The 17094-nt window shown below is 59.9% G+C and carries 11 protein-coding genes; 4 read left to right on the plus strand and 7 right to left on the minus strand.

Going from position 1 to position 17094, the window contains the following annotated elements; genetic code table 11:
* Positions 1-370: 370 nt before the first annotated feature.
* Entirely contained in the window at positions 371-3271 is a 2901-nt protein-coding gene (gene uvrA / locus SDD30_RS08385) for an excinuclease ABC subunit UvrA (RefSeq protein ID WP_434074529.1), read from the minus strand.
* Between the two features lie 445 nt (positions 3272-3716).
* Here uvrA and SDD30_RS08390 point away from each other — a divergent pair, with 445 nt between their 5' ends.
* The 4 genes from SDD30_RS08390 (at position 3717) to SDD30_RS08405 (ending at position 6749) form a co-directional block, all read left to right on the plus strand.
* The gene (locus tag SDD30_RS08390) at positions 3717-4187 is read left to right on the plus strand and encodes a hypothetical protein (protein WP_434074472.1); all 471 of its coding nucleotides are present in this window, start codon (positions 3717-3719) and stop codon (positions 4185-4187) included.
* Positions 4181-4816 carry an accessory gene regulator ArgB-like protein gene (locus SDD30_RS08395; RefSeq protein ID WP_434074473.1) on the plus strand — a complete coding sequence of 212 codons (636 nt, stop codon included), beginning with the start codon at positions 4181-4183 and terminating at the stop codon, positions 4814-4816. Before SDD30_RS08390 ends, SDD30_RS08395 begins: the two co-directional genes overlap by 7 nt.
* On the plus strand, positions 4813-4944 hold the full coding sequence (locus tag SDD30_RS08400; protein ID WP_434074474.1) for a cyclic lactone autoinducer peptide: 132 nt from the start codon (positions 4813-4815) through the stop codon (positions 4942-4944). The genes SDD30_RS08395 and SDD30_RS08400 overlap by 4 nt, the downstream gene beginning before the upstream one ends.
* A gap of 293 nt (positions 4945-5237) precedes the next feature.
* Positions 5238-6749 (plus strand): diguanylate cyclase, encoded by a 1512-nt coding sequence (locus tag SDD30_RS08405; protein WP_434074475.1) that lies wholly within the window; start codon positions 5238-5240, stop codon positions 6747-6749.
* Between the two features lie 59 nt (positions 6750-6808).
* Here the strand turns inward: SDD30_RS08405 and SDD30_RS08410 are convergent, their stop codons facing one another.
* The 6 genes from SDD30_RS08410 to ftsE all read right to left on the minus strand — a co-directional run bounded on the left by SDD30_RS08410 (position 6809) and on the right by ftsE (position 16992).
* The gene (locus tag SDD30_RS08410) at positions 6809-10699 is read right to left on the minus strand and encodes a UvrD-helicase domain-containing protein (RefSeq protein ID WP_434074530.1); all 3891 of its coding nucleotides are present in this window, start codon (positions 10697-10699) and stop codon (positions 6809-6811) included.
* Between the two features lie 81 nt (positions 10700-10780).
* Positions 10781-12775 carry an excinuclease ABC subunit UvrB gene (gene uvrB / locus SDD30_RS08415; protein ID WP_434074476.1) on the minus strand — a complete coding sequence of 665 codons (1995 nt, stop codon included), beginning with the start codon at positions 12773-12775 and terminating at the stop codon, positions 10781-10783.
* Positions 12776-13009: 234 nt separating this feature from the next.
* Positions 13010-14173 carry a S41 family peptidase gene (locus SDD30_RS08420; protein ID WP_434074477.1) on the minus strand — a complete coding sequence of 388 codons (1164 nt, stop codon included), beginning with the start codon at positions 14171-14173 and terminating at the stop codon, positions 13010-13012.
* Positions 14174-14242: 69 nt separating this feature from the next.
* Positions 14243-15376 (minus strand): murein hydrolase activator EnvC family protein, encoded by a 1134-nt coding sequence (locus SDD30_RS08425; protein WP_434074478.1) that lies wholly within the window; start codon positions 15374-15376, stop codon positions 14243-14245.
* Positions 15377-15422: 46 nt separating this feature from the next.
* Positions 15423-16310 carry a permease-like cell division protein FtsX gene (ftsX, locus tag SDD30_RS08430; RefSeq protein WP_434074479.1) on the minus strand — a complete coding sequence of 296 codons (888 nt, stop codon included), beginning with the start codon at positions 16308-16310 and terminating at the stop codon, positions 15423-15425.
* Positions 16300-16992, minus strand: coding sequence for a cell division ATP-binding protein FtsE (gene ftsE / locus SDD30_RS08435; RefSeq protein ID WP_434074480.1), 693 nt, complete (start codon positions 16990-16992; stop codon positions 16300-16302). The genes ftsX and ftsE overlap by 11 nt, the downstream gene beginning before the upstream one ends.
* Positions 16993-17094: the final 102 nt, after the last annotated feature.

Below are 17094 nucleotides of genomic sequence, written 5' to 3' on the forward strand. Positions count from 1 at the left end.
TCTGCTGTGGAAATTGGTGCTAACAGCCACTAATGGGCTGGGAGGTACAGGCGAAAGGCGACGTTGGTTCGAGGCGTCAGCAAACTCAGCGAAGCCGCACCGCGGCGGCGGTGAACGGGATGGGGATCGTTTAGTGGCTTTAGAAGCATAAAGTAGCACCCTCCGCTATGATTGATCAAAGGAATAAAGCCAAGCCACCCCCGCCGCCGCGGAAGGCTGAGCGCCAAGTTTGCTAGCCGAGAACCACCGGAGCCTGAGCCTGTGCCGCCAGCCATAGCGATATCTGGCAGCTATTTTCATGTTTACATTGTGGCGGTATGCCGCCATGAGGCTTTCCTCCGTAAACAGGGTTCAAGTAATGGCCTGTACCCTACTCCTGGCCCACCACCCGGGGTAGAGGCTGGTGTTCTTCCAGATCTTGATTGACCTGTCCGGCTAACGGGGGTTCCTGGGCCGGCCGGTCGCGATCCCGTGCCAGGATAGGGGCCAGGAACTGGCCCGTATAAGAGGCCGCCACCCGGCAGACCTCCTCCGGGGTACCAGTGGCCACCACCCGGCCGCCGCCGGCGCCGCCCTCCGGTCCCAGGTCAATGATATAGTCGACTGATTTAATGACATCCAGGTTGTGCTCGATGACTACCACCGTATTCCCGGCATCTACCAGGCGCTGCAGGACGTTCAGCAGGCGCTCGATATCAGCCATATGCAGGCCGGTGGTAGGCTCATCCAGGATATACATGGTACGACCGGTGCTGCGCCGGGCCAGCTCCGTAGCCAGCTTCACCCGCTGGGCCTCGCCGCCGGAGAGGGTGGTGGCCGGCTGGCCCAGGGTGATGTACCCCAGGCCTACGTCCTGGAGGGTACTCAACCGCCGGTGCAGCCGGGGAATGGCGGCAAAAAACTCGGCCGCCTCGTCCACAGTCATGGCCAGGATGTCGGCGATGGATTTACCCTTATACTTTATGGCCAGGGTCTCCCGGTTATAACGCTTGCCGCCGCAGACCTCGCAGGGTACGTAGACATCAGGCAGGAAATGCATCTCGATCTTGATAATGCCGTCACCGCCGCAGGCCTCGCAGCGGCCGCCCCTGACGTTGAAGCTGAAACGCCCCGGCTTGTAACCCCGGGTCCGGGCCTCCGGGGTGGCGGCGAAAAGGGCGCGGATGTCGTCAAAAACTCCGGTATAGGTGGCCGGGTTGGAACGGGGCGTCCGGCCGATGGGCGACTGGTCGACTTCGATAACCTTCTCCAGGTGCTCGGTACCGGTAATCCCGGCGAAGGTGCCGGGGTTGGTCCGGGCGCCGTTGAGACGCTGGGCCAGGGCGCGATAGAGGATCTCATTGACCAGGGTGCTCTTACCGGAACCGGAGACCCCGGTCACGCCGATGAAGAGGCCCAGGGGGAAACTGACGTCGATACCTTTAAGGTTGTGTTCCCCGGCGCCCTTAATGGTCAACCATTTATCCCCCGGACGGCGCCGGACCGCCGGCACCGGGATACGCCGCCGGCCGCTCAGGTACTGGCCCGTCAGGGAATGGGTGTTGGCCATGACCTCCGGCACCGACCCGGCGGCCACCACCCGGCCGCCGTGCTCACCGGCTCCGGGACCAATGTCGACAATATAATCGGCGGCGCGCATGGTATCCTCGTCGTGTTCGACGACGATGACCGTGTTGCCCAGGTCGCGCAAGTGCTTCAGGGTGGCGATCAGCCGGGCGTTATCCCGCTGGTGCAGGCCGATACTGGGCTCGTCCAGGATGTAAAGGACCCCCATGAGCTGGGAACCGATCTGGGTGGCCAGGCGGATGCGCTGGGCCTCGCCCCCGGAAAGGGTGGCCGCCGCCCGGTCCAGGGTCAGGTAATCCAGGCCCACGTCCAGTAAAAACTGCAGCCGGGCGAGGATCTCTTTTAAAATCTGGTGGGCGATAATCTCCTCGCGCTCACTCAAATCCAGGTGGCGCAAAAAGGCGGCCGCCGCCCGGACGTCCAGGGCCGTGAGTTCGCAGATATTCAGCCCGCCGACCGTGACGGCCAGAGCTTCGGGTTTCAGGCGCGCCCCCCGGCAGGCCGGGCAGGGCTGCTGGCTCATGTAATTCTCAATCTCCGCCCTTGACCACTCCGACTGGGTCTCCTGGTAACGCCGTTCCAGGTTGGGGATGACCCCTTCAAAGGGGGCCTCATAGGCCCGCCGGTCGCCGAAACGGTTGGTATAACGGAATTTGATCCGTTCCTTGCCGGAACCATAGAGAATCACCTGGAGGTGTTCCGGCGTCAGCTCGCGGACCGGCACATCCAGGCTGAAACCATAGTGCTCCGCCAGGCACTCCAGCATCTGCGGGTAGCCATTGTTGCCGCGGCTCCAGGGGACAATGGCCCCCTCCCGCAGGGTCAGGCTGGGGTCCGGGATGACCAGGTCAGGGTCCACCTTCATGGTAATCCCCAGGCCGGTACAGGCCGGGCAGGCGCCGTAGGGATTATTAAAGGAAAAAAGCCGCGGGGTAATCTCCGGCAGGCTGACGCCGCACTCCACGCAGGCGAACTTCTCGCTTAACAAAAACTCCTCCTGGCCGACGATGTCAATGACCACCACGCCGTCACCCAGCTTCAAGGCCGTCTCCAGGGATTCCGCCAGGCGGCCGGCCGCCCCGGTCCGCACCTGCAGGCGGTCAACGATGACTTCAATGGTATGCTTCTTATTTTTGGCCAGGCGGATATCCTCGCTGGCCTCCCGAATCTCCCCGTCCACCCGGACGCGGACGTAACCCTGGCGGCGAATCTCCTCCAGGGCGTTGCGGTACTCGCCCTTGCGGCCCCGGACAAGGGGCGCCAGCACCTGGAGGCGAGTCCCCTCCGGGTAAGCCAGCAGGCGGTCCACCATCTGGGAGACCGTCTGGGGGGCAATAGGCCGGCCGCAGACCGGGCAGTGGGCGCGGCCGATATGGGCAAAGAGGAGGCGCAGGTAGTCGTAAATCTCCGTCACCGTGCCCACGGTGGAGCGGGGGTTGTGGCTGGCTGTCTTCTGGTCAATGGAGATGGCCGGGGACAACCCCTCGATGACGTCCACGTCGGGTTTGTCCATCTGGCCCAGGAATTGCCGGGCGTAAGAGGACAGGGATTCCACATACCGGCGCTGGCCTTCGGCGTAGATGGTGTCAAAGGCCAGGGAGGATTTACCCGAGCCGGAGAGGCCGGTAATGACCACTAGCTGGTCCCGGGGGATGGTCACGTTGATATTCTTCAGGTTATGGGCCCGCGCCCCTTTAATAATGATCTTATCCCTGGCCGTATTATATCACCCGTTTCCAATCCAACACTGGGAATAACACTGTTTACCGTTTCCATCCTTCTGCTGATGCCGCGACGACGGCATGGGCATCTTCAGGGCCTTAATTCCCGGCAGTATTATACCATAAATGCCCGGGGAAACATACCGCACTGGTCCGGCTGTCGGCGGCCAGTTTTTTGAATCAGGCGTCCGGTACGATGAAAGCGGCCATGGAACTCCTCCCCTTAACTACTTTTCCGTATCTAAGAAAAAGATAAAAGCAGGAAAAAACCTGCCGGTGTCGAACTAATACTTACCTGAGGGAAAATATTACCTCTATTAGCAGGCGCTGCTCCGCGGGCAAAAATTTTTTGCTTATAAGCGGTAACCAAGCTATGGCGGCCAGGCCCGGCCGCGGGAATAACAATCTTTAAACGTAATGGGGTCTGTTATGCTATCCGAGAGCCTGACGCACGCGCTAACCGCCCTGGTCCTCCAGGACTTTCCCGAAAGCCTGGTCGAGGCCATGGTCGTCTTCAGCCTCTTAAATATCCGCCTGCGGGATAGGCGGATCCTGGCGGTGGCCGTCCTGCAAACCCTGACCAACCTGGTCCGTTATTTGCCCATCGCCTTCGGCATGCACTCGGTAATCCTGATTATCTCCCTGGCCGTCTATACCCGGCTTCTAACCGGGACCCGGCTCAGCCGGACCTTCCTGGCGGTGCTGATATGTGTCGCCATAGTCGCAGCGGCCGAGCTGGCTTATACCGGGCCGCTCTTAAAGCTAACTGGATTAAATTATGAGGAGAGCTTCGCCAACCCCTTCCTCAGGGCGGCCTTCGCCCTGCCCTACGAGATCCTCTTACTGCTGGTGGCCCTGGGCAAAAACTACTACAACCTCAAGAAGGGCTTGACATGCTGAAACTCTCCCTGACGCGTCCGGCCGCCGCCTACTTAAAGGAACACCTCAACTTGAACTCCGATGAAGAGGCCATCGCCCTTTTTGGCCTGCAGATGCTGGTCTATACCGTCACCGGCTTCCTCTCCATCTGCCTGGTGGGCTGGCTCCTGGGGGTCCTGGCCCTCACCCTGGCTGTCACCCTGGCAGCGGCGAGCCTGCGCCTTTGGGCCGGCGGCGCCCACAGCCGCTCCCCGTTGACCTGCAACCTCCTGGGGATGATCGTCGCCCCCCTGCTGGGGAAGCTGGCGGCCCTGGCGGCGCCCCTGTTTACCCCGGCCGGCCTGGGGGTAATGATCCTGGCCGGGTTTATAATAGCCGTCGTTGTTATCTGGCGCCGGGCGCCGGTGGATTCCCCGGCCAAACCCATCACCTCCCCGGCGGAACGCCGGCGACTGCGCGCTCTCTCTTTAGTGCTGGTAGTCTTTATTGCCGTCCTCCAGGTTTTAATCCTGGTGACGATGCGAGCTGTTCCCTTTATCCTGGCCCTCAGCCTGGGTCTGGGGTGGCAAACCTTTAGTTTAACCAGGGCGGGGCACTGGTTTGCCATTCTGATAGATAACCTCATGGCCAAAGGAGGAATAACCGTATGAAACGCCTCTGTTATCGCCTGTTGCCTGCCTGCTTCAGCTTCCTGACCCTGGTGGCCCTGACCACCATTAAACCTGCTTGCACAGTATGGTGGTACCAACCCGAGGTTCCTGCTGCCCTGAAAAAATAACAGGTTTCATCAATGGTACAATAATACCGGGAACCCGCCCTCCCGGCATCGATATTTAGTTCAGTTTACTAACTCTACTGTAAACACCATTATCTTTAAAGATAATGGTGTTTACATCCGCGACAGGAGTAACGACTATGCGGTTATGGGAAAAGAGAAGGATTACCGAGATATCGGAGTATATATTGGTTACCCATATTATTTGCCTTTTAATCTTTCTAATGGTTATTTTTAGCTATTATAATATAAGCTTAGGTATTGCAATATCCATGCGCCTTAGCTTCTTATTAATTATGTTTTGCTTAGGAATCGTTATTTATGTTACACGTAAATTTATCTCGAAAGTTACCCTCTTTGATCAATCCAAAACCGACGAAATCCTGCTCCTCACTATTATCTTCCCTTTAACCCTTACCTTTATCTGGCATAGCCAGAATTTTTTGGAAGTAAGGTTTTTAATCATTATCCCGGTAATCATCACGGCGACCGCTTTCGGCAAGAAAGCGGGCACTGTCACGGCGGCCCTGGCCAGCACCTACCTTTTTTTCGTCGATTACCGGGTGCTGCACCACCTGCTGCCGGAGGTCTTTCAAACTAATATCGTTATCGCCGGCGTCACTACCCTGGTGGCCTGGCTGGTAGGCGGCCTGATGGAGGTGGAAAGAAAGACCCAGCAGGAGTTACTCCAGCTGGCCGACTACGACCAGTTGACAGAGCTTTATAACTACCGCTACCTGCAGGAAAGGCTCACCCAGTCGTTACAAACGGCGGAGGTGGCCCGGGAACCCCTGGCCATTATCATTATGGACATCGACCAGTTTAAATACTACAACTCCATCTATGGTTACCATCGGGGCGATGAGATCCTGAGTTCCACCGGCCGGTTGCTCCAGGAGGCAATAGGGGAGCCTTTCTATGCCGCCCGTTATGGCGGCGATGAATTTGCCTTAGTTATGCCCGGCAAGGGCAAGGACGAGGCCCTAAAAATAGCCACCGGTATAACGGCGCGGGTTATCGTCCGGGCCTCCGCCTCCTTGACGGGGGATGGCTGGTCCAACGGTAAACCCTTTACCATCTCCCTAGGGGCTGCCGTTTATCCCGACGACGGCGAAGAGGTCTCCCTGCTCATCCGGGCGGCGGAAAACGACCTTTTTCGGGCCAAATACAGCAGAGGCCATACCTACCTCTACCAATCCGTCTTGAGCGAGATCAGCGCCCTGAAGATCAAGGACGCTTTCCCTGCCCTGCAAACCTTGGTGGCCCTCATCAACGCCAAGGATCGCTACACCTTCGGCCATTCGGAACGGGTTATGTCCTACGCCCTGGCCCTGGCCCAGAAACTGGGCCTCACCGAGGCAGAAAAGGATACCCTGCGCTACGGGGCCTACCTCCACGATATCGGCAAGATCGAGCTCGAAACCGCCATCCTGACCAAGGCCGGGCCCCTGGATAGCAGGGAATGGCTGCTTACCCAGCGCCACACTATTTGGGGCAGCGACATGGTCCAGCCTATTGCTGCCATGAAATCTATCGCCCCCATTATCCGCTCCCACCACGAGAACTACGACGGCTCCGGCTATCCCGACGGCCTGGCCGGCGAGGCCATTCCCCTGCTGGCCCGTATCGTCCGCCTGGCCGACAGCTTTGACGCCATGACCTCCGATCGCCCCTACCGCCACGCCCTCAAATCCTACGAAACCTACCTGGAGCTGAAAAAACACGCCGGCAGCCTTTACGACCCCAACCTGGTCGACCTCTTTATAGCCGCCGTGGAAGAGGTTTACCCGTCCGCCCGGGCCCTTTAAAACCCCATCACTACTTCCGCTCCCCGCTGGCATTTTCTTGTTCGCCTGGGTAGTCCCCCTTAAAACAGGCTCAGTTGCTTAAACCGCGTGTCCTCTCCTGCCTCACCTTTATTTCCCTTACTTTTACCCCCGGCTTCCCAGACCCGCGTCACCAGGCAACCGGCCGGTATCTCCCGCAGGAAGGGGGAAGGCTCTGCCGGTACTGCAGCACCGGCTTGCTCCCTTCTCCGGGCCGCTACCAGGTACAGCAACTCCCGGGCCCGGGTCATGCCGACATAGAAGAGGCGGCGTTCTTCGGCCATCTCCTCCGGAGTCAGGTTCGCCCCCTGGCGTTCCCGCAGGGGCAACACTCCCTCCTCCAGGCCGGCAATGAAGACCACCGGGAATTCCAGCCCTTTGGCGGCGTGCAGGGTCATGAGGGTAACTACCTCTGAAGAAAGGGTACTTGATCCCCGGCGCTCATGGTCGGCCTCTCCGGCCAGGACGACCCCACGCAAGAAAGTGGGTAGGTCAGCAAAGCCCGTTGCTACCCGGATTAACCGGGCCAGGGACTCTTCTTCCTGCAGGCCGCGTTCCCCGGCCCAACGGGCCAGGAGATCGGCAGGAGACTGCTCCTCCAGGGCGGTCCGGTAGGCAGTCAGGGTAGCAATAAAGGCCTGGAGGCGATTGCGCAGTGCCGGCCCGTAGGGAAACGCCCCGGGGTGGTTTACCCCGGTTGCAGGTTCGCCGGGAAACGCCTCACGGTGATTTCTGCAAGTTGCAGGTTCGTTGGGGGATTCCGACGGGTTTACTTCACCACCGGCGAGTCCACTAATGACCTGCCAGGCCGGGACCCCAAGATTCCGGGCCAGTTCCCCGATCCGGGCAGCTGTTTCCCGGTTGATGCCCCTTTGGCTGGTCAGGCATTGCAGCAGGTAGAAGTCGTCAGCCGGATTGACCAGGCAGCGACAAAAAGCCAGGGCCTGCCGGACCGGGGCTGCTTCCAGGAAGCTCTCCCGGCCCACGATGCGATAGGGCAGCCCCTCTTTTAAAAAGCATTCCTCCAGGAACTCCAACTGGCGCCCGGTGCGGCAGAGAACGGCTAGATCGCTGAAGCTGTAGCTTTCCCCCTCCCCGGGCTCCGGGCCTCCTTTCGCCCCCCGGCCCTGGCCGTGGGCCTGGAGCATGGTGGTGCCCCCGACCAGGCGGTCGATCTCCCTGACAAGGGCTATTCCCGCCGCCGTCTCTCCCGGGGCTTCCAGGTAGATAATGGGGGAACCCTGCGGGTGGACGCCCTCCAGACCCGCCCCATTATAATTAGGTGCCGTAACTTCTAGGCCTGCTCCGTCAACTAGCGGTAAGGACCCGGATTGAGGGACATGGGGATTCACCCTCCCCACCGGCACCGGGGATTTCAAGGTGGCTGCCGGTTTAACAGGGGTAGTTGCCTGCTTGGACGAACCATCACCCGGCGTCGATAAAGCTCCTGCCGGCCCGGAGGCGGCAGCCGCCAGTTCGGCCCGAGTGACAGCCAGGGGGCCCTCGACCGGGTTGTGGGCGATCACCCCGGCGGCTGCCTTGAGGATAACCGGCGTCGAGCGGTAATTCCAGTGCAAGTAGAAGAGCCGGGCCGCGGGAAAGTCCTGCAGGAGCTGGCCAAAAAAGCGGTAATCGGCGCCGCGAAAACCGTAGATGGCCTGGTCGGGGTCACCAATGACGAAGAGGTTCTCCCCGTCTCCAGCCCACTTTTTGACCAGCTGGTACTGGACGGCGTTGACATCCTGGAACTCGTCCACCAAGAGATGAGTAAAGGGAACAGGCCTCGGGTTTGGGGTAGTCCCGGCTGTCCCCGCAGCCACCGGGGTAACCCCCGGAAGCGCCAGGGCCTGCAGGAGGATATCGTCGTAATCAATGAGGCCGTAAGATTCCAGCCGCTCCTGGTAGGCCCGGTAGAGGGGGCGCAGGTCGTCCGGTACCTCCGGGGCATCTGGGAAAAGGCCGCGACCTTTCAGGAGGGAGAGCTGTCGCTGCAGAGTAGCCACCCCCCGCCGTCCCTGCCCTCTATCTTCTACCAGGACTTCGGCCAGGATTTCCCGGGCGTCAACCTCGTCGATAATGGCCAAGGAGCGGTGGTAGTCAGCCGGTTCCGGTTGGGCTATAGGGGATAACGGTTGCCCCCCGGCCGCCATGCCGGCCTGGAGGAGGTCCAGGCAGATGCTGTGGAAGGTCCCCACCGTCAGGGCAGCCACTCCTTCCCTCTCTCCCAGCAGATCGGTTACCCGCTGGCGGATTTCAGCCGCGGCCTTGTTGGTGAAGGTGACGGCAGCGATCTCCCCCGGGTCTACACCCCTCTCTTTAATCAAGTAAGCCAGCCGGTAGACCAGGGTGCGGGTCTTGCCCGTGCCCGGCCCGGCCACGACCACCACCGGTCCGTCCGCCGCCATTACGGCAGCTTGCTGTTCGGGATTAAGGGGTTGCCGGTTCGCACGTTCTGCCGGCGCCGCTAGGACCGGGGGTGCGCCGCCCACGGAAGGATTCGGGGCGAATTTTGCTGCAATTGCACCAGCCGGGCCGGGAAGGACCGTTTCCGGCCTATCACCCCTGGTCGCTGCAGGTACGGCAGTAGCTTCTTCCGTAAAAAGGCGCGGCTCCCCTATAAGGAGTTGTCGCTCCTCCGGCCGCATGAGGAAAACCTTGCCGTATTCGCCATCAAAACCGGGATGGACCTCCACTTCGCCGGTACGCATATGCTGGATGGCCGTGGCTACCAGGGAGCCGGCCACCCGGGCGATGGCTTCCAGGGGCACCTCGCGCAAAACTGCCAACTCCGGTCCCAGGGTGTTGATTAAATTAAAATAGACCCTGGTAACCCTTTTGCTGGCCACCCCGATGCCCAGGGCGGCGGCAATGACCTCCGGCAGGGGGATCAGGCTTTCAAAGGGTCGGGCGGCAGGCGGCCGGAACCCTGCCTCCCTATCGGCCAGTTCCTCCACCCGGTGCAAGACGCCGATGGTGAGCTTGCGGCCGCACATAGGGCAGATACCCCCGGCGGCCCTGGTCTGGGTCGGCTGCCAGCAGACCTGGCAGTTGCGGTGGCCGTCGTAGTGGTACTTACCCTCCTCGGGAAAAAACTCCAGGGTTCCCAGGAAACCGTCTCCTACCCGGTCCTGGAGGGCCTGGCGGATAGCGGGGTAGGTCAGATCCGTATTAAAAAGGTTGGCTTCTCGGGCCAGGTGCCGGGGTGAGTGGGCGTCGGAGTTGGATACCAGGGTCAACCGGTCCAGGGCTGCCAGGCGCCAGTTCATCGGGGGGTCGGAGGAGAGCCCGGTTTCCACGGCAAAGATATACCGCGTTAGGTCGCCGTAGCACTCCTCCATAGCGGCGAAACCCGAATTGGCACCAAAAAGGGAGAAGTGGGGCGTCCAGATGTGGGCCGGAATGAAGATGGCCTCCGGGCAGGCCTCCAGGGTCATCTCCAGGAGCCGGCGGCTGTCCAGGCCGAGGATGGGCCGGCCGTCGGAGTGGAGGTTGCCGATCGCCTCCAGGCGGTGGCTCAATTTTGCGGCCGCCTCCAAGCCCGGCAGGAGGATAAGGTGGTGGACCTTGCGGGTGCGTCCCCCCTGTTTATAGATGGTGCTGATCTCCCCGCTGATGATAAAACGTACCACTGGCCGGCCGGTGGCTTCCTGGGGGAGGTAACTGGAAACGGCGGCTGCCCCCTCCAGGTTGCCAGCCTGGTTACCACCGCCGGTAAGCCCCGCCGGCGTCAGCCCTGATACCGGGTCTTCCTCCACCTGGCGACAGAGTTCGTCCTTGAGGCGGTACAACCCGTCTCCAGCCGGCTCCAGCTTATCCCGGAGTTCCTGCCGCCACCCCGGATGGGTAAAATCACCGCTGCCTACCAGGGTCACACCCTTGTGGCGGGCCCAGCGATAAAGGTTCTCCGGGTTGGCGTCTTTACTGGTCGCCATGGAGTAATGGGAATGAATATGAAGATCGGCAATAAACTTCAATTTTAATCACCTTTTTAATCACCTTTATCTATTGTAGCACTACCCGGCTTGCAGGCGCAGCTCCAGGATGGCGTCCCGGAGTTCGGCCGCCCGCTCGAACTCCAGCTGCTTGGCGGCGGCGCGCATCTCCTTCTCCAGCTGGCTGATGAGGGAGCGCATCTCCCGCTTGCTCAGTTTAGGTTTTTTCTTCGTCTTTTCCCCGTCCCCGGCATCATAACGAGCCGGCCCCTCCGCCACCCGGGTGGCTTCAATGACTTCCCGCACCGGCTTGCTGATGGTCCGGGGGGTGATGCCGTGCTGGCGGTTATACTCCAGCTGGATCCGGCGGCGGCGATTGGTCTCGCTGATGGCCCGGCGCATGGAAGCGGTAATAGTGTCGGCATACATGATGACCTGGCCCTCGGCATTACGGGCCGCCCGGCCGATGGTCTGGATAAGGGAACGCTCCGAACGGAGAAAACCCTCTTTATCGGCGTCCAGGATGGCCACCAGGGAAACCTCCGGCAGGTCCAAGCCCTCTCGCAGTAAATTAATGCCCACCAGGACGTCAAAGACCCCTAGACGCAGGTCGCGGATGATCTCCATCCGCTCGATGGCGCCGATATCCGAGTGCATGTAGCGCACCTTGAGGCCGGCCTCCCGCAGGTAGTCCGTCAAATCCTCAGCCATGCGCTTGGTCAGGGTCGTCACCAGGACGCGCTGGCTTTTCTCCACCCGTTTATGGATCTCGGCCAGGAGGTCGTCAATCTGCCCCTTGACCGGCCGCACCAGGACCTCCGGGTCCACCAGGCCGGTGGGCCGGATGATCTGCTCCACCACTTGCTGGGAGTGCTCCAGTTCGTAGGGGCCGGGTGTCGCTGAGACGTAAACAACCTGATGTACGTGCCGGCTGAATTCCGCAAAGGTCAGGGGCCGGTTGTCCAGGGCCGAGGGCAGGCGGAAGCCGTACTCCACCAGGGTCGTCTTCCGGGAGCGGTCGCCCTCGTACATCCCCCCGATCTGGGGCACGGTAACATGGGATTCATCGATCATTAACAGGAAGTCCCGGGGAAAGTAGTCCAGCAGGGTATAGGGCGGCTCCCCCGGCGCCCGGCCCGTCAGGTGGCGGGAGTAGTTCTCAATCCCCTTGCAGAAGCCGACCTCCCGCATCATCTCCAGGTCGAAGTTGGTCCGCTGCTCCAGGCGCTGGGCCTCCAGGAGTTTCCCCTGCCGCCGCAGTTCCTCCAGGCGTTCCGCCAGCTCGGCCTCAATGCTCTTGAGCGCCCGCTCCATCTTGTCTTCGGCCACGACATAGTGGCTGGCCGGGAAGATGGCTACATGCCGACGCTGGCCCAGGATCTCCCCTGTCAGGGTGTCGATCTCCAGCAGGCGTTCCACCTCGTCGCCGCACATTTCCACCCGGATTGCTTTCTCCGTAAAGGAGGCCGGGAAGATCTCGATGACGTCGCCGTGGACGCGGAAGGTGCCCCGCTTGAAGTCATAGTCGTTGCGGCTGTACTGGATGTCCACCAGCTTGCGTAAAATGGCGTCCCGGTCGTATTCCTGGCCCTCCCGCAGGGAGAGCATCAGGGTGCTATAGTCCTCCGGGGAACCCAGGCCGTAGATGCAGGAGACGCTGGCCACGATGATAACGTCCCGCCGCTCAAAAAGAGCTGCCGTGGCCGAGTGGCGCAGCTTATCGATCTCGTCGTTGATGGAGCTGTCTTTTTCAATATAGGTATCCGTCTGGGGCACGTAGGCCTCCGGCTGATAATAGTCGTAATAGCTGACGAAATACTCCACGGCGTTGTTGGGGAAAAACTCCCGGAATTCACCGCAGAGCTGGGCCGCCAGGGTCTTATTGGGAGCCAGGACCAGGGTGGGCTGCTGCACGGCCTGGATGACCTGGGCCATGGTATAGGTCTTGCCGGTGCCGGTGGCCCCGAGGAGGGTCTGGTGCCGGTAACCCTTTTGCAGCCCCTCTACCAGGGCGGCGATGGCCCGGGGCTGGTCGCCCTGGGGCGCAAAATCAGACTTCAAAACAAAGGGCGGCATCTGCGCTCTCCCCTTCCGGGAGCTATTATAACATAGCGGCCCGGGGTAGTATACCCCGGGCCGCCGAGCGACACCCAAGCTGCGCCCAGAAGTTAAGTGTGACTTAATCGCTTAGCCAGGACATCGCCAGAACCACTCCGCTTCCACTCCGCTTTATGAACATTTAAGTCATAAATAAGTCATAAAGTAAGGTTTAACACCTCTGGCCGCGACAAAACAAATTACCGCATCGCTCTATTTCCCCAGCACCTCCAGCGCCTTCTGCAGCTGGACATCCCGCTCCAGGTCCGGGGCGTGGGTGAGGACCTGCTGCTCCAGCTGGGGGTCCATGGTAACGACATAATTGGGCGTAATGCCTTTTTTATTGATATCGTGCTTGCCCGGTGTCAGGTACTTGTGGGTGGTAATCTTCACCGCCGCATTGCCGGGCAGGGGGAAGATGGTCTGGACGATGCCCTTGCCGAAGGTCGTTTCCCCTACCAGGTTGCCGCTCTTGGTATCCTTGATGGCCCCGGCCACAATCTCCGCCGCACTGGCGCTGCCTTTATTCACCAGGACCACCAGGGGCAGGGGCTGGGCGTAACCCCGGGCCATTAAGGGTTCCGAGGTCTTCTGGTCAGCGATGTAAACGATGGGCCCTTTGGCCACAAAATAACTGGCCACGTCGACGGCCGCCGGCAGGGCGCCGCCCGGATTGTTACGCAGGTCCAGGACCAGCTTCTGCATCCCCTGGCTACGCAAGTCCGCTAACTCCCGGCCCAGGTCGGCCCCGGTTTGTTCATTGAACATGGTCAGGCTGATGTAGCCGACGCCCGGATGGCCGGGGAGCATCTTGCCATCTACCGTAGGTACCTTAATTACTTCCCGGGTTAGGGATACTTTCCGAGGGGCAGTGGCCCCGGTGGAAAGGATACTTAACTCGACCTTCGTCCCTGGCTGGCCCTGCATCAGGTTGGAAGCAGTCTCCAGATCCATGCCGGCAGTATCACGGCCGTCAATGGCCGTGATATAATCGCCGCTTTTAACTCCGGCTCGCTGGGCTGGCGTACCCTTAAAGGGCGAGACGACTACCAGCCGCCGGTCCTTCTCATCCAGGGTAATGAGCAGGCCGACACCGCCGTAGCTACCGGTGACGCTCTCCTGCAGCTTACGATAGGTTTCGGCATCCAGGTAAGTAGAATAAGGGTCATCAAGGGACTCGACCATGCCCTTGATGGCCCCCGTCAACAGCCTGTCCGTGCTGACAGGTTGTAAAGCCTGAAAGCGCAGCAGGCTGTATGTCTTGAGGCCCTGTTCAACTACCTGGAAGTGGGTGGCCACCCCCACCCCCAGGGCCAGGGTGACGACCACGCACAGGGCCAGCAACCCGCGGCCGACCTGCCGCCAGATCCTTGGCAAACCAACCACCGCCTACATTCTGTAGCATTCCCGCAACCCATACCCAATTATATGTACCGGCTGCAGGGATTAGTAATAATTCATGGGATTAGTTGGCTCGCCCTGGAGCAAAACCCCAAAGTGTAGATGGGGGCCTGTACTCCAACCCGTTGATCCCACGCGACCGATTACCTGGCCTTTCTTCACTTCCTGACCATTGTCGACCAAGATGGCCGACAGGTGCCCGTACAAGGTAGATAAGCCACCGCCGTGATCGATGATGATATGGTTACCATAACCCCCTATATAACCTGTTGATATAACCTGCCCGTCTAACACGGCAACGATCTCCGTCCCTGTAGGAGCCGGGATGTCAATGCCATCATGAAAGCGCCTGGTTTTCAGCAGAGGATGGATCCGCCAGCCAAAGGGGGAAGAGATGCTGGTGTACCCGGGCAAGGGCCAGAGCATCCCCCGGACGCCTTCAGGTGCCAGCTTGCGGTTGCTCTTAGCCTGTTCGGCCCGGATCTTGGCGGCTATCTGCCGGGCTGTGGCTTCCATCTCGTCCAGGGCGGCGGCCACTCGCTTTTTCTCCTGCTCTACCTGGGCCAGGAGCTGGCGCTGGCTGGCCTGGCGGGAGGCCAGTTGCACCCGCTCACCGTCGGCCTGGCGCCGTAGCTCCGCGATCCGGTTGCGTTCGGCCTCCAGTTCGGACTTACGGGCGGCGATTTTATCCCGTTCCGCCTTAATCTCGTTTATAAGGTTAATATCACCCCGGGCGATTTTAGCCAGGAGCTCCATGCGAACCAAAAAATCCTCCAGGCTGGTGGATTGGAGGAGGACCTCCAGGTAGTTCACCTGTCCCACCTGGTAAATGTCTTTCAGCCTGGCCCGCAGGATCTCCATCCTTTTGGCCTGGGCGGCTTCGGCCTGTTGCAGGTCAACGGTAGCTTGCTGGACCCGCCCTTGAGCGGCAGCCAGTTGCTGGTCCAGGACGGCTATCTGGGCCTGCTTCTGCTGGATCTCCTGCTCAATTTGCTGCAGCTGCTGCATTAAGGCCGCGCCCTCATCGTTTTTTTGCTGCAGGAGTTTTTGCTGATCGGCCATATTCTGCTGGACCTGCTGTTGTTGCTTTTGCAGTTCACCCAGACTGGCGCCATAGGCCGGTACGATACTCAGGGCGAAGGCCAGGAGTAAAACGATAGTTATAACTCTTCGGTGCAAGGGCTGTCACCTCCTTTCAAATGAAATCAAATGAAACCGCTAAAAGTCATACCTTCAGGAAGCGCCTGATGGAGAGGAGGCTGCCCAGGGCCCCCACCAGGGAACCGCCGGCAACCAGGCTCAGGGCGCTTCGGATTAACAACCCCTGATCATGGATGAGGGGTATAAAAACCATGGCCGGTCCCATCATATTTAAGACCAGGCGATACCCTAGATAAACCGCCAGGGCGGCAATACCCGAGCCGGCTAATCCCAACCATAGGCCCTCCAGGAAAAAGGGCCAGCGGATAAACCAGTCGGTAGCGCCCACATACTTCATGATGTTAATCTCCCGGCGCCGGGAGTAGACCGCCAGGCGGATGGTCAGGACAATCAGGGAAAGGGCGCCCAGGCCCAGCATGAGGATAACGGCCGCTCCCAGCCAGCGCAGCCAGCGCACCACGGCGAAGAGGCGTTCTACCGTCTCCTGGCCGTAGTTTACTTTCTCCACTCCAGGTATGGACTTGATAGACTGGGCTATGTCCTGAATGCCCTGGGGATCAGCCACCCGGACCCGCAGGTAATCGGGAAGGGGATTAACACCGCCGGTAGCCGCCAGCAGGTCCTGCTCGCTGCCGAACTGCTCGCTTAACTGCTTGAGCCCCTCTTCCTTTGGTACCAGGGTCACCTGGCTCACGCCGGGCAAAGAACGTACCTGGTCCTGGATATGCAGGGCCACCTCCCGGGGGGCATCGACCTGAAGGAAAGCGGCGATCTCTACATTGGATTGGAGGTTGGCGGCGATGTAATTCACGTTGAAAACCAGGAGGACAAAGGCTCCCAGGAGGAACATAGAGATAGCCACACTGGCCGTGGCCGCCAGGCTCATCCAAAAGTTGCGCCACAGGGAGAGGGCCGCCTGGCGGAAGAAATAGCCTGTCGTCCTAAGCTTCATAACCGTAGGCCCCCTCCCGGTCGTCCCTGACCAGCCGACCCTGTTCCAGGGCGATAACCCGTTTCCGCAGGCTATTGACGATATCCCAGGCATGGGTGGCCATAATGACCGTGGTTCCCATGTGGTTAATCTCCTCCAGGAGTTTCATGATCTCCCTGGAGATAGCCGGATCCAGGTTGCCGGTGGGCTCATCAGCCACCAGAATCCGCGGGTTGTTGACAATGGCCCGGGCAATGGCCGTCCGCTGCTGCTCGCCACCGGAGAGCTGGTGGGGGAACAGCCGCGCCCTGGCGGTCAGACCTACCCGTTCCAGGGCCTTTTCCACCCGGGGCTTGATCTCCCGCGGGTGCATTTCCACTACCCGCAGGGCAAAGGCCACATTTTCAAAGACTGTCCGTTCCGGCAGGAGGCGAAAATCCTGAAAGACAATGCCTATATTACGTCTTAAAAGGGGAATTTCATTTCTTTTTAAACGGGCAACACTACGACCGCCAATGATAATCTGGCCTTTACTGGGTGTCTCTTCCCGGAAAAGGAGCCGGATGAAGGTTGTTTTGCCGGCGCCGCTGGGACCTACCAGAAAAACAAACTCGCCTTTATCTATCTTAACGCTGAGATCATCGAGGGCTGTTATATTGGGCGGATACTGTTTGGTAACATTAAAAAATTGGATTAAACTCATCTGCCACGTACCTCCACAAGGGCAAAGAAAAAAACAACCTCTAGGGTTGTTTCGACATAAATAGCAGGATTCCTTTTTGGTTTTTGCTTTTTGTTATAATTT

The organism is Moorella naiadis (nom. illeg.), assembly GCF_051020825.1.
Classification (GTDB): domain Bacteria; phylum Bacillota; class DSM-521; order Neomoorellales; family Neomoorellaceae; genus Neomoorella; species Neomoorella naiadis.

Coding starts and splice junctions, on each gene's coding strand:
- SDD30_RS08390 (WP_434074472.1), top strand. CDS start 3,717: ATGCTATCCGAGAGCCTGACGCACGCGCTAACCGCCCTGGTCCTCCAG.
- SDD30_RS08410 (WP_434074530.1), bottom strand. CDS start 10,699: ATGGCGACCAGTAAAGACGCCAACCCGGAGAACCTTTATCGCTGGGCC.
- uvrB (WP_434074476.1), bottom strand. CDS start 12,775: ATGCCGCCCTTTGTTTTGAAGTCTGATTTTGCGCCCCAGGGCGACCAG.
- SDD30_RS08395 (WP_434074473.1), top strand. CDS start 4,181: ATGCTGAAACTCTCCCTGACGCGTCCGGCCGCCGCCTACTTAAAGGAA.
- SDD30_RS08400 (WP_434074474.1), top strand. CDS start 4,813: ATGAAACGCCTCTGTTATCGCCTGTTGCCTGCCTGCTTCAGCTTCCTG.
- ftsX (WP_434074479.1), bottom strand. CDS start 16,310: ATGAAGCTTAGGACGACAGGCTATTTCTTCCGCCAGGCGGCCCTCTCC.
- ftsE (WP_434074480.1), bottom strand. CDS start 16,992: ATGAGTTTAATCCAATTTTTTAATGTTACCAAACAGTATCCGCCCAAT.
- SDD30_RS08405 (WP_434074475.1), top strand. CDS start 5,238: ATGTTTTGCTTAGGAATCGTTATTTATGTTACACGTAAATTTATCTCG.